Source organism: Chitinophaga sp. W2I13 (assembly GCF_050434005.1).
Lineage (GTDB): Bacteria > Bacteroidota > Bacteroidia > Chitinophagales > Chitinophagaceae > Chitinophaga.
This window is the reverse complement of the sequence record NZ_JBNPWD010000001.1, coordinates 7,281,350-7,307,093: the sequence shown is the minus strand read 5'-3', so window position 1 is coordinate 7,307,093 and position 25,744 is coordinate 7,281,350. Positions and strand designations below refer to the sequence as shown.

Sequence of the window (25,744 nt, the reverse complement as noted above, 5' to 3'; positions counted from 1 at the left end):
TTCTTATGCTATGAAATTACTATCAAGAAGCCTTTGCCAGGCCCTCTTCCTTTGTACCTTTTTTCAAATCACGCTGATAGCCCAATCATTAAAATCTTATGTTCCTCCCGGACCGAATGCTGCCAGCCTTGGGATCTATGGACAAGTGCCGGTCAGTGAGTATAGCGGCGTGCCAGAAATAAGTATACCGCTTCACACCATCAGTACCGGAGACTTTAATATGCCGGTTTCAATAACTTACCACGGGAGAGGATTCAGGACTTCTGATGAGGCGTCCTGGGTTGGCCTGGGTTGGGCATTGAACATCGGTGGGGTGATCACCAGATCCAAACGTCAGCTGGATGATTTTTCCCAATGGGGGTATTTCAGGAAGAATACTTTCCCTCCTGGTTTTCCTAATTTATGTCATGAGGATATAGATCAGGAGCCTGACATGTTCTATTATAACTTCAACGGTTATACGGGGAAGTTTGTGCTGGACGTCGGAACAGGCGGACAACCGTTTATAGTCCGCTCTTTTACGCAGGAGAATATACGTTTTGAATACGATATGCTCAATTCTGCCTGGAATCTTACGACCGATGACGGTGTGAAATATGTATTTTCCAAAACTGAAATGACTACGGAACGTACAGTTAGCCCATCAGCCGATGGGCCTGATAAGGATAAATCAGAAACCTACATTTCCAGTTGGTATATCTCCTCCATCATTTTACCGGATAACTCCAGGATAAACTATACCTATCAAACACCGCTGAATACTAAAGTATTAAGGGCAACTTCTTCATCGGTCAAATCGTCGCTGGTATCTATATATCCGCCCGAGCTGGGCAGCGGTTGCTGCGCGCCGGGATCGGTTGAACCAGGAACGTTTTACAGCTACTCAAACACCAGTATTTTGTCAGATGATGTGGTATTGACCCAGGTAGATTATCCGACAGGAAAGATAGTGCTCAATACCAGTAACAGAACCGACCTACGGGTGGGACCAGGGTTACCCCCGGGTAAAAAACTGGACAAGATCGATATTTACATGAAGGTTTCCGGGGCAGACGTTTATCTGAAATCTTTTCAGATGGGTTATGATTACTTCAGCTCCGGCAGTACTGCTCCTCCGGCTATTTCTACCCGCCTGCGGCTACGGAGCATTAATGAAAAAACGCAGACAGCTGCATTTAAACCCTACTCATTTTATTATATCAGCGACTATGTGGATGATAAATCTTCCCACGGAGGATTTATGGGAAGCAACGGTATTATACAGTCTATCGTTTATCCTACAGGTGGCAGTACCCATTTCGAGTTCGAACCAAATGAAGCCGGTAGCCTCATGCCTGGCCCGAAAGGATTACGCATCCGGCAAATCTATGCCCTGGACCCGGCCAATAAACTGGATGTCCGAAATTTTGAGTATACCGGCGGCAAACTCATGGGAGATGAATATGAATTCTTCTCCACAGATCTGACTACGTCTGTTATCGTACCAGCCGGCTCCTGTTGTTCCTACCAGAGTACTGTTTACGGATCTGTGCGGCGCAAACTCGTTGTTTCAGCTAACTATTCAACCATGAGTGAAACGGTGAATGGTGCTATGCTCGGATATGATAAAGTGGTTACATATTTTGGTGAGAATGGGCAGAATGGCAAAAGGGAGGCTTACTTCGAAAATGTTGTGCCTCCGCCCACCAATTATTATTCGGGAATATTTCCTGTTCCGGTGCCCCTGAATATATCAGCCAGAAACGGAAATCTGAATGACGAATATACGTATAGTAAGGTAAATGGCGCCTATGTACTGCTGAACCGCGTTCATAACGAATATTCCTCCGCTAATGCCAAAGTGATGCATGTAAGGCGTTTTGCTTATGACAAGTGTGAAGATTTTCCTTATGATATAACTACGGAGTGGATCCGGCCAAGTCTTCAAACGGTATATCACTATGATCAGAATGGTACTAATCCGGTGATCAGTACCACCCAATACTATTATGATCAGACGGGCAATTGTCTCCCGACACGGATTGTCAGTACCGATAGCAAGAACAATACGATCCAAACAACCAATCACTATGTGCAGGAAAAAGCATCCCTGTTGGGTGGCGTTTATGCCACTATGCTAAGCAGGAACATGATAGGTGCGGTGATCGATGAAGATTATCTCAAGGATAATGTTTTGCTGACAAAAAAAAGCAGGACGTATAAAGACTGGCTCAATAACGGGAAAGTAATCAAACCATATGAGGAATTTATTCAGAAAGGACCTCTTGGGAGCCTTCAACTCGAAATGAGATATAACGGTTACCTGGAGAATGGAAAGGTGGCGTCCTTCTCTAAAAATGGAGGGAAACCTGTTTCCTACATATGGGGATATGACGATACTTATCCCATTGCAGAAGTTAACAATGCGCCACTGCAGCCTGTCAATGAAATGATACCCAGGAGCCAGGCGGTAGGCCAGTTTCTGGACCTGAGCGCATCGCCGGCATCAGTTAGCTTTACCCCCTTCAAAACCAATGTCGGTCAACCCGTAACCTATACTGTTAAAGTAATAATGGAAGGTACCAATCCGAGTGGGATGATTACCGTAAACCTGCGAAGCAGTAACGGAACGGTTCATACCGGTACTTATTACAGCGCCAATACCTATACCGAAACCGCGCAGTTACCTGAAGGAACTGACTCTTATTATTTTTCGGTGAACTGGACCGGTGTAACGGCGACCACTACCAGGGTGGATATCAAGATTAATTATAACGAAGCCCGTATTCATAGAAGCATTTTCCACACCAGCTTTGAAGACCTCACCACAGGTTTTCAGAACGAAGGCAAAACAGGTAGCAAAAGCGTTACCGGTCCCTTTAATGTACCGATGCCCTGGACATTGGGGAAATATATACTATCGTGGTGGGAGAAAACTGCCGGCAGCAGCGGCGCATGGGTATACAAGGAACAACCTGTCTCTATCACCACTACCAATGCGGCTGATTATACGATCGGCAGTAGTACGGTTTTACTGGATGAAGTACGGCTATACCCTGCTGATGCACTGATGCGGACTTATACTTATAAACCGGGTGTTGGCATGTTGACCAAGTGTGATGAAAGAAATGTCGTTACTTATTATGAGTATGATGATTTGCTGAGATTGAAAATAATCAGGGACGAAGACCGGAATATCCAGAAGACAGTCGACTACAACTATAAAAACTATTAACTCATTTAACGACACTGGTATGAAACGATTTTTCCATCACAGGTTCGTAGTCAGGGTGCTGCTAATAATCTGTTACTCCCTTTTTTCTTTAAAAGGCTTTTCACAATTTACTATATCCGGCCCTACCTGTGTAATATCCGGTTCCTCCAATAATTATGCGATAGCGGGCGACTGGTCGGTTACGACCAATATGTTATGGTGCTCAGACAATGGGATCATTACGGGCAGTAACGGAACCTGCCGGTCCGGCACACCATTACCTTCTATCCAGATCACCTGGGGGAATCCCGGAACAGCTACGGTGACTTGCCAGTTAAGTGGTAGAAATGCGAGTCTTACAGTAACGGTCGTATCACCGTTTGTACCGGGTAATATTACGTCGGCTACCACACAACAGATCGCCTACAATACTGTGCCGGCTACGATCAGCTGTGCACCTGGTAAAGGCGGTACCTGTAATCCTTCGTTTGCTTATCAGTGGCAATCTTCTTCAGATAACACTAACTGGACGGATGTCGGCGGCGCTACCGGGGTTAATTTGTCCTTCTCCGCTGCACTTACAAATACCACTTCCTACAGGAGGAGAACCATTTCAGGAAGTACGGAAGGATACTCTAATGTGGCTACTGTTTATGTTACCGCTCCACTGGCAGCTGGCAGTATAGGGCCGGCCTCACAAAACATTGTGTACTACCAGGCCCCCGCCACCATTACGGGACCTGCTGCATCAGGTGGGGATTGCAGCGGTAATTATGTTTACCAGTGGCAGTCCAGTACGAACGGAACTAATTTCACCGATATCAGCGGCGCCAATGGCCTGTCCCTGGTATTTCAGTGGACGTCGGACCTTACTGTCAACACCTATTTCAGAAGAAGGGTAACCTGCGGTAGCACAATAGGGTTTACCAATAACGCTTTGGTGAAAGTATTTCCGTATTTATCTGCCGGTTCTCTTCAGGCAACAAATACACAGGTCCTCTATAACACCAGCCCGGGTATCATACAGGGAACACCTTCCACAGGAGGAAGCTGTGACGGCGCTTACGTGTATAAATGGATCAGGAGTCCGGATGATACTTATTTTGAAGTGATCAATGGCGCCACAGGCGAGAGTTATACCCCTGGCCCGCTGACTGCCACCACCTTTTTTTATCGTCAGACAATCTGCGGTACCGACGTAGTGAGTGCAAATACAGTGAAGATTGTCGTTGCGCCTGCATTGCAGGGTGGCAGTATATCAGCGCCGGTATTAAATATACCCGGCGGAACGCCTGCCGGTAATATCTCCGGTACTACCGCCGGCGGAGGAAACTGTAATGGTGCTTATAGTTACCAGTGGCAGTCTTCCCCCAATGCGTCAACATTTACCAATATTACAGGCGCTACTACAATAAATTTTGATCCTGGCATACTCACTGCCACTACTTCTTACAGGCGTGTGGTAAGTTGTGCGACTGAAATATCTCTGAGCAATGTAGTAACTATTGTGGTGCAGCAGGCTCCCCCTGATGCGCTTAATATGAACTATATCCGCACCCGTAGCTTCTTCAAACCCCTTATTGTGGATAAGGCGGTGGCAGATGCCCAGGCAAGTCCTGAAGACGTGCAGCAGGTAACCGAATACTTTGATGGCCTGGGCAGGTTGATCCAGAAAGTGTCTAAACAGCAGAGCGGCAGCGCAGCTCCGGCTGATCTGGTACAACCGCTGGAATACGATGCATATGGCAGGGAGAGCAACAAGTATATGCCGTATGTATCGGCCGGCTCTGATGGCAACTATAAAATCAATCCGCTCACGGAACAACAGAGCTTTAATGCGGCCCAGTTTCCCGGGGAATCCGCATTCCTGGAAAAAATGAGCTATGAAGCATCTCCGCTTAACAGGATTATTAAAACTACGGCGCCGGGCGCCAGTTGGTCTGGCAGTAACAGGGGGGTCGGTGTACAATTTCTCACCAATACTGCCGCCGATGAAGTCAGGATCTGGAATATAAATACAGATGGTACTTATACTTCGCCTAATGCCTATCCCGGTGGTACACTTTATAAATCCGTTACGACCAATGAGAACGGAAAACAGGTAGTGGAGTACATTGATAAAAACAATAACCTGGTACTGAAAAAAGTGCAGCTGGCGGATGCTCCGGGTGTAAATCACACAGGATGGTTATGTACTTATTATGTTTATGATGATTACAAAAACCTGGTAATGGTTATGCAGCCTGCCGGGGTGGAGTTACTGATCAGGAATGCCACCTGGAATCCCGCCGCTGTAGCAAATCTGATTACACAGTATTGTTTTGAGTATACTTACGATGTACAGGGAAGAACAATTTCCAAAAGGACACCGGGCGCCACCCCGGTATTCACGGTGTATGACCAGTGGGGACGGGTGGTATTAACGCAGAGCGGGGAATTGCGGAAGACCAACAAATGGATCTTTACCAAGTATGATGGCCTGGACAGGGTGGTGATGACGGGCTTTTACTCGGACGCTACCCATATTGGTTTAGCACAGATGAAAAGCTTTGTGGACGCCAGTACCGCCACACTTAGCCGTGCAGAAAAAAGAGATGTTGGTACCGCACATGGTTATACTACCAGTCTCAGTTTTCCGTCAGTTTTAAATCCGCCTTTTCTTACAGCCAGCTATTATGATGACTACGACTGGTGCAGCACACAGGGTATCAGTTCAATAAAGAATAACAGCTACGACAGCAAGTTGCCGGCTGCTTCCAATACGGTTTACCCTTATCCGCAGTCCATTGCACAGGGCACGCAAACAAGAGGTTTATCTACTGGTGTGAAAAACCTGATACTGGACGATGGGAATACCGCTGTGTTGAGTGTGAATTTCTATAATTCCAGGCAACAACTGGTTCAGTCGCAGACCAAACAGCAAACGGGTGGGACAGATATCATTACTACCCAATATGATTTTGCAGGAAGGATAAATGCAAGTTATCTCAAACAGGAGAAAGCGGGCGCTAATGCCCAGGTTCATGAAGTGCTCACCCGTAATACGTACAATCATGTGGGGTTACTGAGCGTGCGTAAGAAAATATCTTCCACACTGGCAGCCGACAAACCGGAACAGTCGATCGTTACTTACGAATACAATAAACTGGGTGAACCGTTGCGCAAGAAGCTGGGCGCTAACAACGGAACCCTGGAAACAGTTGACTATACCTATAATGTAAGGGGGTGGGTAAGCGGTATCAACGGCGACTATGTAAAAGGTAATGGTGTCCACTATTTTGGTATGGTGATCGGATATGATAAAACCGATGCGGGTATCCCAGGTACGGCTTACCAGGCAGCCAGGTTCAATGGCAGTATTGGCGGAGTGGTATGGAAAAGCAAAGGAGACGGGATACTCCGTAAGTATGACTACCTCTATGATAACCTGGACCGGCTCAATAAGGCCGATTTTACCCAGAATCAGGACAATAGCGGATGGTCTGCTGCCAGTGTTGATTTTAGCGTATATGGGGCGCCTGAACACGGTAATAAGATCGGGTACGACGCAAACGGTAACCTGCTGAGTCTTTTCCAGAACGGACTAAAGCTGGGAACTTCCGCGCCGCTGGATAAAATGCGCTATACCTATACTGCCGGCGGAACCAGTAACCAGTTACTGGCGGTAACAGAGGATGCGTCCATCGGTCTTACCAACAATAAGCTGGGTGATTTCACAGATATCAACCGTAGCAACGATGATTATTCTTATAACGCTAATGGCAACCTGCTAACGGATAAGAATAAACGAATCAGCAGTATCGTTTATAATCACCTGAACCTTCCCCGGATTATCACGTTGCTTAAAAGTGACGGAACATCCAAAGGCACCATAGAGTATATCTATGATGCCTCGGGAAACAAGCTGACAAAGAAGATAAATGAAACCGGCAAGCCGGTGAAGGTTTTCCAGTATCTGGACAATGCGGTATATGAAGATGACCAGCTGAAATACTTCCAGCATGAAGAAGGCCGTATCCGTTTCACGAAAGGTATAGGCAGCAACCCTGGCAGGTATGATTTTGACTACCTCCTAAAAGACTACCTGGGCAATGTCAGGATGGTACTGACAGAGGAGGTACAGACGGATGCTTATCCTGCATTATCATTTGAAGGAGCGTCGGGTAGCCCTGAAGTCATAACACAGGATAGTAATTATGAGAATCGCAATGGTAACAGCATCGCTGTTGCCGGTAGCCGGACAACATGGCCTTCGGCTTATAAAGCCAATAACCCGGTAGCTCCGGGCACGGTCAATGATTACGGTATGCTTGTAAAAAAGAGCGCCGGTGCCATAGGCGGGGCTAAGCTGCTGAAGGTCATGAGTGGTGACAGGTTGCATGTAAAGGTAGACTACTGGTATGATGTACCCAATGCTAATAATACCGGCGCGAACGGTGCGCAAAGTATTGTTGCCAGCCTGTTGAATGCCCTTACCGCCAGTGCTGTGCCTTCTGAACTCATCAAGGGTAATGTATCAGCTATTACCGGAGGACTCTCCGGCAATGCTGACCTGGCCAATCTCCTGAATACCAGCCCTGCCACCAGCGGTACCAACCAGGCGCCGAAAGCATACCTGAACGTTATATTCTTTAATGAACAGCTGCAGTTTGATAAGGTAAACAGCAAAGTTTTCCCGGTAGGTTATATCAGCAACAAAGTTAAACAGACGATTGATAAATCCCTGTCCAATGCCATTAATGTAAATAAGAACGGATATGCCTATATCTATTACAGTAATGAGACGGAGGAAGAGGTATACTTTGACAATTTCCAGGTAACGCAGCAACGCAGTGCGATCCTGGAGGAAACGCATTACTATCCTTTTGGAGGAAGGCTGGAAGGTATCTGCAGTAAGGCATTTGGTAAGCAGCCTAACGATTTTCAGTTTGGTGGTAAGGAGTTGCAAAGCCGTGAGTTTAGTGACGGGGAAGGGCTGCAGTGGCTGGATTTTGAGGCACGCATGTATGACCCGCAGATTGGCAGATGGTTTACCCCGGATCCCCGGGCAGATGAAATGAGGAGGTGGTCGCCTTATAACTACGCTTTTGATAACCCAATCAGGTTCATTGATCCGGACGGGATGTCGCCTGTTGATGGCCCGGGGCCACGTAACAGAATGAGTCAAATGGTGGCCAATTATATAGCGAGGGGATTGAACGTCCCGGGGCGGGACAAGGGCGATCATGGTGTGGATCCGAAGCTGCAGGCTTACTTTAACTTTATGATGGATAAAGCCATCCCTGCAAGTAGGCCTTTTGTAAAAGCAGTAGATTTTGCGCAGGAGATTGTGGAAGGATTTGTACCTTTCGTTGACGCCGCTAAAGAGTTTAAAAAAGGAAACTATATTACTGGCGTATTATACGCAGCCACCGACCTGGCGGGAGAATCCTTGTTTAAAGGGGCTGCCAAGGGTGTCGCGAAGGTGACGATGAAGGTAGCGGAGAAAGTCCTGGTAAAGGAAATTTCCGGGCAGGCTGTGAAGCTGGCAGAAAAAGCTACTGTACGGGTGGTCGTAAACGGAAATGAACATTTAATTCCAAAGGGCCTGACCAATACAGAACTGATACAGTTTGGCGCCGACGAGGCAGAAAGAATGGTAGGCGGGACAGGAAGATTCGCGGGGACGGAGAAACACTCTTATGTGACTACACTTCTGGATCAGTTTGAGCGTATTGACGGATCAAGGGGTTTCCGGTATAGAGAGTATTTTAATGATGGCAGGGCGGGATTCCTGGATTTATGGGACCCGCAAAATAATATGATATACGATTTTAAATTTGGGTATCCGGATAAAACACCGGCTATGTTGAATAATTCCCCCCAAATGATAAGATACCGTAATGAATTTACGGGCTCATCATCAACAATTATTAAACCAAATAAGTAAAATGACGGAAAATGTGTCGGGTAAAATGATTGCGCAGGAATGGCTGAAAGTATTGCCTGGTCTGTCGATGTATGGCAGTACACGATTACTTAAGATACTGGGGCCATTGGTTATAGGGATACAAATAAATAAAATTCCCGGTTGGAAGCGTTATGCGCCCTATTTTGTATTCATTCCGTTAATCGACGTAAAAGCGGATGGCAAAGCAGGCAGTACAGAGATAGTTATACAGGCAAGGGATACGGATAACAGGCAGTTGTTTATACCTGAAGAGAAGTATGATGTTATATTACCGGCTGTAATTGATGGTGTACTTACACAATTCAGTATTCCTTTTGATCGGGATATAACACAGGAAGCGATTTACAGAATGATTGATTATTTTATGGAATGGATCGAGGTGAAAGCGCGAATTAAATATCTGATAGGTTTTCACCTGATAAAATTGCATGTGGCGCTTTATGTCGACGATGAGGCACAGGTCCGGGAAAGCCTGAGAAGTATCCGTCAGCAAGCAGCAGCCGTGCCTGCCAATACGCTGTCGGCCTGGTTCGGGGACGTTGCTGCCTGGGAGCAACGGTTGAATGAAATGGTAACGAACCGGGCGGCCTATCTGGAGCAGATAAGGGAAAAGATACAAAAGGATAAAAAGCTGTCGAAGCTTTCCAGCAATGACATTTATCGTTAATTTTATGCTTTGCGGGTGATAAATCGCGTCTTCCGGTATATAGTATGGACCAAGTTCACCATCGTATGCAAACAATATCAGACCACACATTGCTCAATATGCTCAGAAGTGAGGACAATGCTTCTTTTGAGGTATTGTATCAATACTATTTTCCAACTATTGCCGCATATATTATTAATAACTACGGGCAAAATGAGGGTGCGGAAGATATTTTTCAGGAAGCAATGATTGTATTGCTTCAAAAAGTAAGGCAACCTGATTTCTTACTTACGGCTTCCCTGAAAACTTATCTTTTTGCTATTTCCAGGAACCTCTGGCTGAAACATCTCCGGGATAATAGGTTATTGCCCGTAGAGGATGTATCCCTGTATCCGTGCGCGACAGCGGACTTTCCAACGGAATTACACCAGGAGAAAACCGAAGATGAAAAAGTACAAACCTGGATATCCAGGATCACAGGGCATTGCCAGCGTATACTAAAAGCCATCTTTTTTTACCGGGAGCCTATGGAAGTTTTAATGAAAAGAATGGGCTGGAAAAACAGGCATACAGCAGCCAATCAGCAATATAAATGCATTCAACAGGTTAGGAAAATGAAGGCAAAAGAAGATAGCATATAGTTTTTGGGTGATAAATCTTATGAACGGGTATTAATAGGAAATCACCTTTAAACAGTTTAATTATGTCTGTAAAAACAAAAATCATTTTTTGTATTGTCTCTTTAGTATTAACTGGTATTTGCCTTTATCATTTCTTTGGTTGATTAAAAAACAGTTAGAATGAAAACAGCTGTCAATATTTGGGGAATAAGGGAATATGAAGGAGATGGTAAAAGCTGCCCTGTTGTTCCCGCTCGTCTGCCATGGTATAAGAAAGTGGCCCTAACATTTTTCCGCTTCGGGGTATGTCCCATTTGTATTACTATGAGTATATCGTATAATATCGGCAGGTTTTTTAAGGGAACGAAAAAGTGAAATGTTGCCGGGTGGCCCATCTGCAAACAATTTTTGTTTATGAAGGTGCAATTGATTATTTTTTGTATAAATAGATGCATCCCATATGTCATCAGGCTTCCTCAAAATACCTGTCCCTGCCGCTTCCCGTGCAGCTGCAAATCAAACGGTTCCCCGTAGTGGAATTGCCTATCCGGCCGTTATAACGCCACCTGTATTACAACAACAGGGGATCATGCAGCTCAAAATTGACAAGTTATTGGACAACGGAAGTGATAAGCAGGCGATTGAACGTTATATGAAAGGCGCCGTGAATTCACGGGGCCAGACTTTTGAACAGGCGGTGGAAGAAGTGATGGTATTGTTCCCGGCGTTGAGTGATAAATTGGCAATCTCCAAAACCTGGCTTTTACTAAAGGAATCCTTGTCTGGTGAAAAAATTGATGTCATAACAGACTGCATTATCCGGTTGTCTAAAGACGTGAATACGATCTTCATGGAACATACGCCCTATCCCAACCTGAGATCTCATGACCTCAGGCCGGACAAGCCTTTTACCATTCCGCAAAGCGAGAAAAGCCAGGAGCGCTCGGAGACACTGTATAAAGAGATTGATAAGGAAGCGAAACGCTTGTTTGAACTGGTGAAAAAGGAAGATAATGGGGCAAAAACGAAATTGGGAAACTTGCTGCGTTATGATAAAGAGCACGACACCTACAAAGGATATATGCTGGGTGTACTTATTATGGATGGGCAGGTGTTTGCTACCTGCTCCGGTGGTCAGTCGGCCGGTTTTGAGCTCATCGCCAAGTCACTGGGGATGCAGTACGTGAGCTCCGTAATGAATGTGGAGGAAGCAAGAGGAATTATCGTCAAAGAAATAGGGCCGCATAGTTTTGGAACCGGAGAGGAGAAAAACATTGTAAAAGAACATACGGGGAGCGAGGAAGTGAAAACCGGGCTTGCCGGTACCTGTGCTGCCCCGAAGCTGATCTGGTCTATCATTGATGGAGGCCATGTGAAATTGCATCCCACCACTATGCAGCATGCATCCATGACGGAAAGATGGGTGTCTCCACTCAATGCCGACAGTACGGTTCCTATAATTGATGCACATGGCAAGATCATAAAATATGGCAGTGGTGATATTGTACCTTCCTGTAAGGCTTGCCAGCATTTAATGCATGGACTGGAAGAACGTCTGCAGCGGCGGCTGGGCGATAGTAGAAAAATGAAATCACTCTCGGAACAGGAAAATTCTGCAGAGAATATAGAAAGGAAAAGAGTAGCGAAAGAACAAAAACAGGCGTTGGACAGGGAATATGAAAGCCAAACCCTGGCTGGGAATGCCGTTGAAGTACAGGCATTAAACCAAGCCTTAGAGAATTTATTAAATACCATTATAAAAGGGGACGATTCCATTTTGAAAGACGAACTCAGTTTCCTGAGAAGCAGCACTGACAGATTAGAAGAGTTACGTTTTGACCTGCGGGCTTTTGCAAAGATCCCACTGGGTGATAGCAGGGCAGCTGTATTGGATACCCTGGAACGGCTGAAAGAAGGGCAACGCATTATTGCTACCATGGTAGACGGTATCAATCAATTTTGGGCAACGCAAGAAAAGCCGGCGGCAGCATCATCCGGAAAAGGTGGCGCAACCGGGAAAAAGGTCCGAAAAAAATAAGAGGTGGCCACACCAGCTTTTGTTTTAAAAAAAAGGGGCAGCTCAAATACTTTTGAGACGCCCCGTATTACTGTTTTACTTTTCTTCTCTTAATTATCCCACCAAACCTTTGTACTCTGGATAGCTGTTTGTTGTGGTTGTGCATTCGTTAATATCTCGTTTTGCGGATATAACAACCTGCGGGGGATATCTATCAATGCCCCATCTACTTTCTGCAATTTTGGAAAACCCGTTCTTCTCCAGTCGTTATACGTTTCAAAGTTGAAGATATTAGCTACTGCTTTTTCCTCCATGATCAGCTGTAGCGCATTTCCGGCGGTTAGTTTGCGGCGGTTTACATAAGCAGTGGCCGCAGCGCTGGCAGTATCAATCCCGAGTTTAGACAGATGGGAATTGATCGCATTTACATATACCGGCTGCGCAGCGGCATAACCGCTGGTGATCAGCAGGGCTTCTGCCTGTATGAATAGTGCTTCAGAATAATTGAAGATGTAATTGGACGATGCTTTGGCGCCATAAAATGCAGCGGGGTAAGAGTACTTAGCCAGGTCTCCTGTGGGCGTACCGATCTTTCTGCCGGTAAACAGTCCTGTTGCCGTGGCAGGAGCAATCATCTTCGGCAGCCGCGGATCATTCCGGTTGCGTAAGGTATCGATCAGTGTGGCATTCATCACGTAGGTAGTTACCGGTGTAAAGGTGAGGTACCAGATGTTTTCCGATCCTGCCGCACCGGAGTAGGTGAACTTAAGATCATCGTTGTTGGATGTCATGCCTTGCTTTAAAGCAGCTATTGCGCTTTCGGCCTGTACCTTGGCGGTGTATCCGGGTGCTTTGGTGAGATGTATATAATACCTCGCTTTCAGCGACCATGCGAGCTTGCGCCAGGCGTTCATATTGCCGTTGTAGAAGTAGTCGTCACCTGTTGGGCTCTTTGGACTGCTGTTTTTGTCGATGTTGGCTATGGCATCGGTGAGCAATGACTGGATACTTTTGTAAATATCTTCCTGTTTATCGTAAGGTACTGTGAAAACGCCGCTGACAAACGCTTTAGAATAAGGAATATCTCCCCAGAAATCGGTGGCAGTGCCGAGGGTGTAAGCCGTAAGTATTTTGGCAATGGCCGCATAGTTCCAGTTGTTATTCGCTTCCGCCTTTTTATTCAACGTGATCAGGTTGTTGAGTGAGGTGACGTAGAAGTTGGACCAGTCGCCATCCATATCAATATTAAACAGCTGGTAACTGCCCACATAAGGATTCAGCTGGTTGGCGGCTATGTTCTGCACATAGTTCTGTATAATGATTCCCGCATTGCCGCCATGGATATTGTCAGAAATGTTCAGTTCCGCCGGCGCCAGGATCAGTGATTCCTGCACATCTATCGGATTATTGGGATCGGTGTTTATATCCAGGAATTTTTTACATCCCTGTAAACAAAGACCGGTGAGCAGCAGTATATAAAGAGACTTTTTCATGTTGATAAATTTTAGTGGTGCCGGCATACTAAAAACTAAATTTCAATGAGAAGTTGATAGAGCGTGATGTTGGCGTTGAAAACGCATAAATACCCTGTGAGCTGTTGCCTGTGCCATAGGAACTTACTTCCGGATCAGCACCGGTAAAATGCGGACTGTAGATCCAGAGATTCCTGCCGGCTACTGCCAGGGAAGCGGTTTTGAAAGGTGTTTTAGCCACAAAGGAAGCAGGCAGGAGGTAGGAAAGACTTACATTCCGCAACTTGATATAAGTACCATCCTGGATGGTAGATTCGTATTGCCTGGTCTGGTAGTAGGTTTGCGCATCTACTGCCACGGTGTTGGGCTTTCCGTCTACTTCGCTGATTCCTTTCACCACCATTTGGCCGCGGGTGGCAGTTACCTTTGCAGTGCCGTAGTAGAAACCGGCCGACTCAACATCATTTTGCACATCGCCGCCTTTTTTCATATCGAAGAAAAAGGAGAGGCTGAGCTGTTTATAACGGAAGGTATTATCCATGCCGGCCAGCCAATCCGGGTTAATATCGCCCACAATGCCTTGTTGCGGATCTACTACCGGTAGTCCACCGGCGTCGATGAGCAGTTCCCCGTTGTCGGCCCGTTTATAGCGGTTGCCAAAGAAGATGTTATAGGGTTCTCCTTTGATCAAACGTCCCAGCTGGTCAACGCCCGGCGCCAGGGAAAGTACCTCGTTTTTGATCTTCGAAAAATTCAGGGTAACATTCCAGCTGAAATCTTTTGTCTTTACAGGAGTGGCGCCCAACAGCAGCTCTATTCCTTTGTTGGATATTTCAGCGGAGTTAATAGTAGTGCTGTTGAAACCGGTTGAAGGGGGGATTTGTGACCCCGGAATGAGCCCGCTTTTGGAGCGACGGCTAAAATAAGATCCTTCAAAGGTGATCCTGTCTTTCAGGAAACGCATTTCAAGCCCCGCTTCATATTCATTGAGCCGTTCATTGATGAGCGTGGGGTTACCCAATGCAGTTGTCAGTAAAAAGCCTTGCTGTCCCTGGAACGGGAACTGGAAAAAACCGGCGTTTGTATTCCTGCCTGCCTGCACATAAGGGGTAGATAACGCATACGGACCTACGCCGTCGTTACCCACCGTAGCATAGCTCAGGCGTACCTTTCCGAAGTTAATGACATTGGAGGCTTTAGGTCCGAGGAATTCGGAAAAGATAAAGCTGGCAGCGGCGGATCCGTAAGGATAGAAGTTTTTATCGGGATTGAGCACGGAGCTGCCGTCGTACCTGCCGGTTAAAGACAGGTTGAGGAAGCGGTTGTACTCAATATTAGCCTGGGAGTAGAAGCCTACTTTTCTGAGCTGGGTGTAACTTTCAGTACCTGTGATAGTGGAGCCGGACGATAAGTTATTAAAGTCGTTAATATTTAGCCCGGTGCCGTTAATATTCATATACTGGCTGTAAGTAGTATAGATATTATTACCGACTAACAGGTTTACGTTGAATTTGCCAAATGTTTTCGTGGCGCTGATGATCAGGTCATTATTGAATTGCCGGAAGTTGATGTTCTGGTTCCTGATTTGTCCTGTGAGGCCAATCTGCGGACTTGGATGTTCTATATACTTATCAGACTCCGTGTAGATGTCCGCGCCAAGTCTTTCTGTAATAGTAAGCCAGCTGGTAGGAGTGATGTTGGCGGTAAATACCGGGAGAAACCTGTTGACTTTAGAATCATTGCTGATGTTATCGAGCGTCCACAGCGGCATATTCCTGGAATAGCGGTAGCCGCGCTGGCTACCATCGGGCAGGAGCACAGGGTATGGATTCCACGATACCGGTTGCAGCAGCAGCACAAATAAAGGCCCGTTGCTGGCGCCTTCCGGCAGCCTTTCCTGGTCGGAGTTGTTGTATCCCATCTGGAAAGTAGTGCTCACATATTTGCCTATTTTGGAATTGTACTTTGCAAAGAAGGAGTGCCGCTTAAAATCATTTCCCGGCATTACACCTTTCTGGTTGAAATAGGAATAGCTGAGAAAATAGTTGGAATTATTGGTACTGCCGGAGGCAGAAATAGTATTGTTGGTAGTAATACCCGTGCGGAAAAAATCGTACGGGTCGTAGGTAGGTGCAGGCTGGCCGTTTACTTTGAGGGTATCCATGAGGGGACCCCAGGAAAGGCTTGTTTTTTTGTCGGCGTCCTCACCGTTATAAAAGATACCGGTGGTACCCTGTCCATATATATTTTGCCGTTCCGGCAGGAGTGGATGCTCAAAAGAAGCATCTGACGAAAAGTTGAATACCGGTTTCTTATCCACACCGCCATTTTTAGTGGTAATGAGTACTACACCCCGGGCGCCGGAAGACCCATACAACGCCGTAGCGGCGGCGCCTTTCAGGATGTTCACATTTTCAATGATAGCGGGATCAATATCTGCGATACGGTTTACGCCGGAGCCCGCGGCTCCGCCGCTGATATTGCCGGTTTCCGTGTTATCAACGGGCACGCCGTCGATTACAAACAGCGCCTGGTTTTCCCCGGTGGGAGAAGAGTTACCCCTGATCACAATGCGGGAGGAGGCGCCTGCATTACCGGAAGAACTGGTAATCTGTATGCCCGGCACCTTGCCGGCCAAAGTATTCACCAGGTTGGGTTCCTTGGTTTTTAATAGTTCTTCTCCGTTCAGCTGCTGGGAGCTGAAGGTAAGATTGCGTTTTTCCCGTTTTACTCCCAATGCCGTTACTACCACGGCATTCAGCGCCGAGGTGTTGCTGGCTAAAGTAATAGCAAACGTTGTTTTGCTACCCACCGGTACTTCCGCACTAAGAAATCCAACACTGGAAATGACCAGCGAATTTTTTTCGTCCACGGTTAATTTAAATGTACCGTCGGCGCTGCAGGTGGTGACGGCCTTCCCGCCTTTCTCCCTGACGGTGGCGCCTATAACAGGCATGCCGGACGAATCGGCGACAGTGCCCGTAATCGCTTTCTTCTGCGCAGATGCAGACAAGGAGAAGAAAGCGAGAAAACATACCACATATAGCGGTACGAAGCATCCTGATACTGCTGATTTTGCTGATAGTGCCATTTGAATAAACGTTTGGTTGACAAGTTGAGGGCTGCATAGAATAGTTAGCGGAATAAAAGTAGGTGTAAGCCGTAAACATGGATTCAGAATAATTAACCGATTGTAAACGTATTTTATCCCAAAAGCCGGTAGAGTATTAATATGCGTCTATGTTAAATGTCATATCGACAATAATATGAATAAGAGAGGGTGTGTGGGTTTTTATAAGCGTTGTTTTGACACTAATTGGGAAGATGTGCCAGCCTTGGTATTTAAATATATGGTCAGTTTGCAGTTGGTTGTCTTGAATTAGAATAATATCTGCCGACCGGGAATTGGATGATTCAATATCAGATGATGCAATAATTACCCGATGTAAGGAATGGAGTTTATCCTCACTAGCCATTACTACTATTTTCAAATATGGACGACCAATAAGCATACCACCGCAGTGCAGGAAATTTTTTCTAATGGTGGGAGAGGATCCTTAATCCTAAGTTTCCCTTTTAAAATACTATAACCTTTTACTCCGCAGTTGTAGGATCAATAACAGTAGCCACCTCACTGACAGCATTGGCCGGAAATCCTCCCTGCTTCGCGTGCTCACGAACCATTTCTTCATTAGGGGCAATGTAAACGCAATAAATTTTATCAGCAGTCACATAACTATGGATCCATTGAATTTGCGGACCCATATTGCTTAATACGCCACAGGAAGCTTGTGAAATAGCTTTCAACTGTTCTCCTGAGAGTTTACCTGCACCAGGAATTTCGCGTTCGATAACATACTTAGGCATAATGGTAGATTTTAGTTTTATCCTATGAAGTTAAATCTTGCTTCTAGCCAGGGTTTTGACAGGTAGTGGAGTAGTACGAATGTATATCCTAAATATAAGCATTTATTCTAAGAAATCGTTCAGGTAAAACCGAAAAAAGGCCGCAGGTACAACACCTGCGGCCTTTTTTTCAAAACAGCTCCTTTAACGTTTATACACACCCACTTCCGCCAGCGCAGAGAAATTTCCGTTCTTATAATCCGACCGCACAATCACCCTGAAATACCTGAAACTTACCGTTTCCGTCAGGTCTATGTATTGCTTATCCGCTGCGGATAACAAGGTGAACGCACCCAGCGGTTGCCAGGTGGTATTATCGTCGCTCACTTCAATTTCAATCAGTTTCAATGGTCCGTCCAGCGGGGTACGTTGTGTGAAGGTAAAGCCGTAGACCAGGTTGATGGTACCCATATCTACTGTAATGGTACGCGGATAAGTAAGACCTGCAACTTTCGACATGTGCCATACGGTAGATGCTTTGTTATCGATCGCATTGGCGGGCCCGCGGCCGGAGGGTTCGTCATAGTCAGATGCGGTGGCCGTCCACCCTGTTTTGGCATATTCCACCGGCGGACCCTTTACCGCAATCGCCTCGTAGGCCGTTTTAAACAAGTCGATGGCACTGGAATCCGGCAGGTATACCGTAGTGTATGCGAGATCGGTATTATCACTGAAAAGAAAATTAGACAAGGTAGTAGTATTGGAATCTACCGGTACGCTGATGTGCTGCACCGTACCACCAGCATCTGTATACCGTATTTCCGTACCCGTTACGTGGGTATCTGCGCTTCCCCAGGTAATGGCCACTTTGCCGTTGGAGTAGAGCGCGCTTTTAACAGGTCTGGGTAACAAGGAGCTGATATACCGCTCACCATACACCTGGCCGGTAGTACTTACTTTTATGGACTTGTTTCCCTCATCATCAAAAGTATAGATATCGAAAGAGTAAGCGCCCTCGGCTATCGGGGAGAGGATCACGTTGATAGTGTCTACATCATATTGTCTTTTCAACACCATATCCAGGGAATCACTTTTGTTATTCCAGTAAATTTTAGCTTTAGTGACCCTGGGATCGCTGACCAGCCACGATAGCTGGATCCGGTTATCACCCGGAAAAACCTTTACGGAATCTACTGAGCCGGCGTAAGGGATTTCTCCGTTTTTAATGAACTGTTTGTAGGTGTCATCCATTTTGCTGCAGGCAGCAAATAACAGGAGCAGCGCTAATAAACAGGCGTTATATATTTTCATGACCAGTTATTTGTGTTAGATGATAACATTTTACTTCACATTGCCCCAGAAGGTAAGTTCCGCGATGTAGATATGATCCAGCGCGCCCCATACTTTGACGGTTTTAAAGCGCAGGTATCTCACAGGTGGTACATCGGGCGGAAAATCAAAATCCTCCCCGTCTACAGTGGCAAATTGTTTGTCTTCCGTGGTGATGGTGCCATCGGGCGTACCGGAGGGTTTTACGGATTCAAAACCGGATAGCAATACCCAGTTGTCCCAGCTGCCATCGCTGGATGGATTATTACTGCCCCAGATCTCATATATTTTGGGATCGCCGCCGGTATAAGACCCGTCGGCGGTGCTGCCGTCACGGTGATGCAGCTTGAAGCGGCTCAGCGTAGCAGTAACGCCCATGTCGATCGTAAACCACTGCGGCAGGCCGCTGCCTGGTTTGGTATGGAAGATGGAGGTACCGGCGTTGCCCAGCTTGTCATCCCAGAGGTAGGGGATTTTACTGCTGATGTGCCCTGCATAGGTATCTGTCGGAAGATCTACTTCTTTGAATTTTGTTTTCTCCAGTTTTTGTTCAAATAAAGGCGATAGTGCTGCGTACAGCGTATCGGAGTGATTGTTCCATCGGTCACGCACAAAGGCGGCAAATTTTCTTTTGGTAGTATTAAAGCCCCTGGCGGCAAACGTGCCGGTCTTTCTTTTGGTATAAAATGTTTCCGCCGGTACCAGGTCGTTCGTGGAATCGGCCGCCAGTACGGTAATCACCACATCTGCTTCTGAATTATTTACGAAGTTGACCCTTACGCCACCGAAGGTAGCAGCGAGCGTCAGTTGCTGGAATACTTGTTTTACCGGCGGCGTAAGTGGCTTTACGGAGATGGTGACCGGCTCCGATATATTTTCGCCACGACTCACAGCATAAAGTTTTACCGGGTATTCCAGCGTGTCGGGAAATCCGTCTATGGTTAGCATATGCTGGTAGTAAGATGCTTTTACTTCCCGCTCTATACCTGGCCGGATGGAGTACACGGCTTTTATATACAGGAGGTCTTTGTCTTTCGGGCGACTATAACTGATATTGGCGCCGCCGGCAATACTTTCGGCGCGTACGTTGGTAACCGGCCCCGGCGCCTGGTCTTTGTTAAGCGGCTGAACGCCTTCCTCTTTACAGCAGTATAAGCCAGCACAAAGCAGAACAGGTATGATATATTTTTTCATAGTTAATTTCTTTTTTTGTAAACAGATTACCAGCCGGGATTTTGATTGATCTTTTTATTACTCAGCAACTCTGATTCGGGTATCGGCCATAAATAATCCCTGGTGGTGAAAACCTGGTTATAGATCACTTTTTCACGATAATAAGCGGTGGCGTCTTCCTGCGCCAGATCCCACCCGGTAATGGGTTTGTTAAGTTCGTCCACAGCTTTTTTCCATCTCCGGAGATCCCAATAGCGTTGTCCTTCAAAGGCTAATTCAATCAGCCGTTCCCGTTGGATAATATCACGCATGCCCTCTTTTGTCGTGAACTTGGCAGGGTTACGCGCGTAGTTGGTCCAGGCGCTTTCCACGGATGTTAAGCCAGCCCGCTCGCGGATAAGGTTGATATACCGGTATACCTCTGCGCTGGGGCCATTGGCTTCATTTTCGGCTTCTGCATATAACAGGTACAGGTTCGCCAATCGTAAAATAGGCCATGGATAGTTTTGAATGGTGTAGGTGGTACCATCGCCGATTACGTTGTTGAAGTTCACCAGCTTTTTAGGCCAGTAACCGGTAACGGAGTACGACGACTGGTTCTGCGCACTGGCTGGTTGTCCCTTTTTGCTGGATACAAAAAAGAGATTGGCATTGTCGTTAAATAAACCCTGCCCGTACCAGATGCCGCCATCAAATCCCAGGTCGGCATAAAAGCGGGGTTCCCGGTCGAAATGAAGGGCTGCGGTCTGATATCCTTCCTGGAGGTCGTACCGGTATGCATGCGTGCCGGTACGCAGTTTAAAACGGCCGTTATAGTCCCATGTCTTATCTTCTGTGATCGGTACACCATGATTGGTGTAAAATAGCTGCGCTATTTTCAGGGTAGGGGCGATGTTGCCCACCGTAGCGCTGTTGGCCGTTTTAGAAGGATCCAGTCCGCGCGGAGTGGCGCTGGCCTGTATGCTGCCGGCCAAACTATTGGTATGGCCCCATATAATTTCGGGATTCCATTTCTCACATACAGCATTACGGATACTGAGTTCTATCCGCGTGGTGTCGGAGATTTTATATTGAAAGAACTGCGGATTGAAGGTATATAGTTTGTATCCCTGCGATTCGCAAAGCGTGAGCGCAGTTTTGCAGGCAGCGGCGGCGCGTACCCATTTCTGCGGATCATTGGTTTGGGCAAACAGCAACCTGCCGTCGGGACCTTTAAAACCGGCGTGGTCGGAGTTGCCGTTAAACAGCGGGCTGGCCGCCAGTACCAGCACCTGTGCTTTCACCGTTAATGCAATGGCTTTGGTAACACGGCCCAGCTCTGATACTTCATTCTCTATTTTGTCCGGCAGTTGTGCAGCAGCTTCGTCCAGCTGCTTGGCAATGTAGTTCACACAGGAATCTACCGGTTCTCTGGCTGGATATACTTCCTCCTCGCCGGCGCTTACCGGCACATTGTTTTTGATGAGCGGAACAGGGCCATACATCTGGAACAGCCAAAAATGATAATAGGCTTTCAGGAATTTTGCTTCCCCTGCCCAGCGTTCTTTTTCGGTGCTCTCCATATCGGGCACCTTACCAATGTTTTCCAGGAAAATATTGCATTGCCGGATTCCTTCAAACAAATCCTTACCCCCGGAAGTACCCTGCCAGTAGTTCATGTAGCAGTTCACTACATTCTGGTTGCCACGGGCAATCTGCCAGGCATTGGAGGTATTGGTAACGGGCAGCCAGTACTCATCTCCGGCGGCATTAGACGGATTGCCGTCAAAGTTGCCCAGCGCCGGCATATAGGAGTAGCAGGTAAAAAGAAATCTTTCGGCAGTAGAACGGAGCCGGAAGGCATAGTCGATGGTGGCCACGTTATCCGGTACTATGTCCAGGTATTTTTTACAGCTGCTGAAAAGCTGTGGTAACGTAACAATGAATATCAGGCAGATGATCTTTTTCATAACATGCAGTTAAAAGAATAAGAAAGCGGATGTTTAGAAAGTGGCGAGTGCGCCAACGTTGAATACCCGTTGTACCGGGTAACCCAGACCGTTACCGGCCATTTCCACATCCCATAGTTTAAACTTGCTCCAGGTAAGCAGGTTGGTACCGTTGGTGTATACACGTAATGTTCTCATATGCGCCCATTGCCGCACGGTATAACCTATTTCCACCTGCTTCAGCCGGATGAAAGCGCCATTCCGCATAAACCACGTACTTTGCTGGGAGTTGTTATCGTTGCCAATGGCGGTAGTGCTGAGCCGCGGCCATAAAGCATACAGATCGCGGTGCTCTTCTGACCAGTGACTGTCGGCGTATGCCTGCAGCAGCTGGTTCTGTGGTTTACCTGACAATGTTTCATTATCATAATAATAGGTCATGAAAGGGGCAGTGGCGCGTGCATTGATCCAAAACGATTCCCGGCCAAGTCCCTGGAAAAATGCAGAGAGGTCGAATCGTTTATATCCTATAGAAAAACCGAATCCGTAAGTGATTTCAGGCGTGGTAGGAAAACCCAGTGGCACCTGGTCGAGTTGGGTGATTTGCCCGTCGCCGTTTACATCATGGTATTTGATATCTCCGCCGCCGTATTCCCCAAAATTCTGCCGCGGCGATTTTGCAGCTTCCGCATCATCAACAAAAAGCCGTTCTGCGATGTATCCCCATTGCTGGGAGATGGGGTAGTTCACGTGCAGTTTCCAGGGTGCGCCATCGTACGATGGTTCTTCATAGGTGGTGAACTTGCTGGTGGCATAGGTGAAGTTGGCCCTTGCCTGGATCCAGAAGTGCTGGTTGAAAGAATGGTTGTAATCGGCTGAGAGATCGATTCCTTTTCCTTCGGCGGCGCCCACGTTGGCGCGGGGTTGGGCGGAAAGTCCCATAGTGGCTGGTGTGGCAGTTCTGGTCATGAGGATATTACTGCGTTGTTCCTGGTAGAAGTCGGCCATGATATCCAGTTTGCCGAACAGGCCCAGCTCCAGGCCCAGGTTGGCTTTTTTAGCAGTTTCCCAGCTGATGTTAGGATCTGCATATCTCGAGAGGGAAATACCTGGCCGGCTGTAGCCATTGTCGCGGCCAAATACTGCACTTTTGCCGGCGTCGTTCATGTTTACATTGGAGAGGTACATAAAGCGGTCGTTTGGATCACCGATCGCATCGTTACCGGACAACCCGTAAGTAGCGCGGAGCCGCAGGTTGGAGATGGCATTTTTATAAGGCTCAAAGAATTTCTCATTGGAGATACTCCAGGCTACGCCTGCAGAAGGGAAAAATCCATAGCGGTGGGACTCATGAAAACGTTCCGACCCGTTATAGCCAAAGTTCAGCTCCACGTAATACCTGTTCTGGTAAGAGTAGGTGCCGCGTCCTGCCAGGCCCACGTTGCGGAAAGGCAGCGACGCCTGCAGATCCGCGCCGTTACCGGTAAGATTGTTACGTACCATAAACACAAACAAACCACTCAGGGTATGATCCTTGTGAAAAGTGCGGTTATAATTAAGTGCGGATTCCATATAAAAACTGGAGTTCACTGTTTTGGCGCCGGGTACATAGTTCAGGTATTCTGTGCCCAGTTCTTCGTTCTGCAGTTCCAGTTTAAAGGTGTTCTGTAGTTTATCATAAGAACCTGCCTGGTACCAGAAGGGGCTGTAGGCACGGGTTACATCAAAATAGGTATTGCGTGTTACATTTACCATCGTCCTGAAATTCAAACCTTCTGTCAGTGCCGATAAGTTTTGTTTTACTTCAAACTGCGCCGCCATCATAGAGCGGGAATAATTTTTATATCCCTTTACCATGTCGGCATATGGATTCAGCAGATAGGCGTTGGTGCCGTCATCATAATTGCCGAACATAATATGCTGAACATACTGGTGGTCTGCATCGGCCGGGTAATAGGCCGGGAAGTACACGGGATTGGTGCGCATTACTTTTTTGTACAGGTCTGCGCCTCCGTCGATAGGACCGGTGTAATCGTCGAAGGAGCCGCTTAAACGAACCACCATCTCAGTAGATTTGGTGATGTTCACGTTTACATTGGAACGGAGCGAATAATTTTTCAGGTCGATGTTGCTGTTAAAATTATTCCGTTTATCTACGTTCAGTATGCCATTGTCTTTATTGAAAGAGCCGGCCACATAATATCTTGCTGCGGTGCCGCCACCGCTTACATTGAGGTTGGCGCGCTGGTTGGTGGTATAGCTCTTGAAAAGTGTGCCTCTCCAGTCGGTAGCCGGATACATGTAAGGATTAATGCCGGCAATGGTGTTATCAATTTTCTGATCTGTGTAAGGTAGCTGCCCAAGTGGATCGCGGGTGAGTACCGCTTCATTATTCAGCCGCATATAAGTGATGGGATCTGCCAGTGCCACATTGCGGGTGGGGGAGGCCAGGGAATTTTCCAGCCGGACGGTGATGGCGGCTTTCCCTTCTTTTCCTTCCTTGGTCGTTACCAGTATTACGCCATTGGCAGCGCGGCTGCCGTACAGGGAGGTGGCAGTGGCATCTTTCATGATAGAGAAGCTGGCAATATCATCCGGTTGCAGCCGGGCGAGGTCTGTTACGGTGAGTTCTATACCATCTATCAATATCAGCGGATCTTTTTTATAGCCGAAGGTGGTTACGCCGCGAATGAAGAAATCGGCGTTATCCTGGCCAGGCTCGCCGCTGCGCTGGTAGCCAATGACGCCGGCAATGCGGCCTGCCAGGGCGGTAGTCAGGTTGCTGGCCGGTACTTTTAATTCAGCGGGGTTAATAGTGGTTACGGCGCCTACTACATCTGTTTTTTTCTGTTTGCCAAAAGCTACTACTACTGTTTCTCCCAGCTGGCTGTAGGAGGGCCGCATGATGATATTAATTACTTCCCTGCCGTTTACCGGGATCTCCTGTGAGGTGAAACCTATCATGGAAAATATCAGGGAGGCATTGTCCGGAACTTTCAGGATATACCGTCCGTTGACGTCGGAGGCGGTGCCCACTCCTGGCTTGTTCTTTACAGCGATGGTTACGCCTATCATGGGAACGCCGCTGCTGTCTGTTACCAGTCCCCTTACTTCCTTGTCGGCTGCCGGGAGAATGGCGTCAGCAGAGGCAGGCAGCCGGAATAAAAGCAGCAATATGGCTACTATACCAACGTAAAATTTGTCTCGCATAAATTGTTTTTAAAAGATGGATAAAATTCGTGTATACGTTTCCGTTACAGACATAGAAAGGCCATTTCCACCAGTATTTTATCCGGTGGATCAGTGGAATAGCAACTGCGGTAATCACCTTTGTTCAGGAGAATGTTGCCAGTACGCGGCTATGCGCCGGATGTTTTCATCAGGAGATAATAATTCATAAAGGATTTTTTGTGGCGGTCAATTTTTCTTGTAATCGATTGCAAGCGTGGTTAAAAAAAACATACATCCTTTCCGGCGGTTGCTGCCGGAATGTTAATCTCAGTACTTTGTCTTGGTCATTATTCTTTTCCCCTTAACAAACATTGCTTCATACGTGGATCACAAATAGGG

At 47.0% G+C, this 25,744-nt stretch carries 12 protein-coding genes; 5 read left to right on the top strand and 7 right to left on the bottom strand.

What is annotated here, in order from left to right; translation table 11 throughout:
* Positions 1 to 10: 10 nt before the first annotated feature.
* From QFZ48_RS29845 to QFZ48_RS29825, 5 genes are all read left to right on the top strand, one after another.
* Positions 11 to 3,214: a hypothetical protein gene (locus QFZ48_RS29845; RefSeq protein WP_429047152.1), complete on the top strand. Its 3,204-nt coding sequence runs from the start codon at positions 11 to 13 to the stop codon at positions 3,212 to 3,214.
* A gap of 19 nt (positions 3,215 to 3,233) precedes the next feature.
* Complete coding sequence (locus QFZ48_RS29840) at positions 3,234 to 9,122, top strand: DUF6443 domain-containing protein (protein WP_429065089.1); 5,889 nt, start codon at positions 3,234 to 3,236, stop codon at positions 9,120 to 9,122.
* 1 nt (position 9,123) lies between these two features.
* The gene (locus QFZ48_RS29835) at positions 9,124 to 9,810 is read left to right on the top strand and encodes a hypothetical protein (RefSeq protein WP_429047155.1); all 687 of its coding nucleotides are present in this window, start codon (positions 9,124 to 9,126) and stop codon (positions 9,808 to 9,810) included.
* A gap of 65 nt (positions 9,811 to 9,875) precedes the next feature.
* On the top strand, positions 9,876 to 10,430 hold the full coding sequence (locus QFZ48_RS29830; protein ID WP_429065087.1) for an RNA polymerase sigma factor: 555 nt from the start codon (positions 9,876 to 9,878) through the stop codon (positions 10,428 to 10,430).
* Positions 10,431 to 10,869: 439 nt separating this feature from the next.
* Positions 10,870 to 12,447: a hypothetical protein gene (locus QFZ48_RS29825; RefSeq protein WP_429065086.1), complete on the top strand. Its 1,578-nt coding sequence runs from the start codon at positions 10,870 to 10,872 to the stop codon at positions 12,445 to 12,447.
* Between the two features lie 89 nt (positions 12,448 to 12,536).
* Here QFZ48_RS29825 and QFZ48_RS29820 read toward each other — a convergent pair whose 3' ends face one another.
* The 7 genes from QFZ48_RS29820 to QFZ48_RS29790 all read right to left on the bottom strand — a co-directional run bounded on the left by QFZ48_RS29820 (position 12,537) and on the right by QFZ48_RS29790 (position 25,384).
* Positions 12,537 to 13,919 (bottom strand): SusD/RagB family nutrient-binding outer membrane lipoprotein, encoded by a 1,383-nt coding sequence (locus QFZ48_RS29820; protein ID WP_429065084.1) that lies wholly within the window; start codon positions 13,917 to 13,919, stop codon positions 12,537 to 12,539.
* 28 nt (positions 13,920 to 13,947) lie between these two features.
* Positions 13,948 to 16,989 (bottom strand): SusC/RagA family TonB-linked outer membrane protein, encoded by a 3,042-nt coding sequence (locus tag QFZ48_RS29815; protein WP_429065083.1) that lies wholly within the window; start codon positions 16,987 to 16,989, stop codon positions 13,948 to 13,950.
* A gap of 503 nt (positions 16,990 to 17,492) precedes the next feature.
* Positions 17,493 to 17,765, bottom strand: a complete 273-nt coding sequence (locus tag QFZ48_RS29810; RefSeq protein ID WP_370913016.1) for a DUF4242 domain-containing protein — start codon at positions 17,763 to 17,765, stop codon at positions 17,493 to 17,495.
* 183 nt (positions 17,766 to 17,948) lie between these two features.
* Positions 17,949 to 19,055, bottom strand: coding sequence for a DUF4998 domain-containing protein (locus QFZ48_RS29805; protein WP_429065081.1), 1,107 nt, complete (start codon positions 19,053 to 19,055; stop codon positions 17,949 to 17,951).
* 30 nt (positions 19,056 to 19,085) lie between these two features.
* Positions 19,086 to 20,267, bottom strand: coding sequence for a DUF5000 domain-containing lipoprotein (locus tag QFZ48_RS29800; RefSeq protein WP_429065080.1), 1,182 nt, complete (start codon positions 20,265 to 20,267; stop codon positions 19,086 to 19,088).
* A 26-nt stretch (positions 20,268 to 20,293) separates the two neighbouring features.
* On the bottom strand, positions 20,294 to 22,195 hold the full coding sequence (locus QFZ48_RS29795) for a RagB/SusD family nutrient uptake outer membrane protein (protein WP_429047165.1): 1,902 nt from the start codon (positions 22,193 to 22,195) through the stop codon (positions 20,294 to 20,296).
* Between the two features lie 33 nt (positions 22,196 to 22,228).
* The gene (locus QFZ48_RS29790) at positions 22,229 to 25,384 is read right to left on the bottom strand and encodes a SusC/RagA family TonB-linked outer membrane protein (protein ID WP_429047166.1); all 3,156 of its coding nucleotides are present in this window, start codon (positions 25,382 to 25,384) and stop codon (positions 22,229 to 22,231) included.
* Between the last annotated feature and the right edge of the window lie 360 nt (positions 25,385 to 25,744).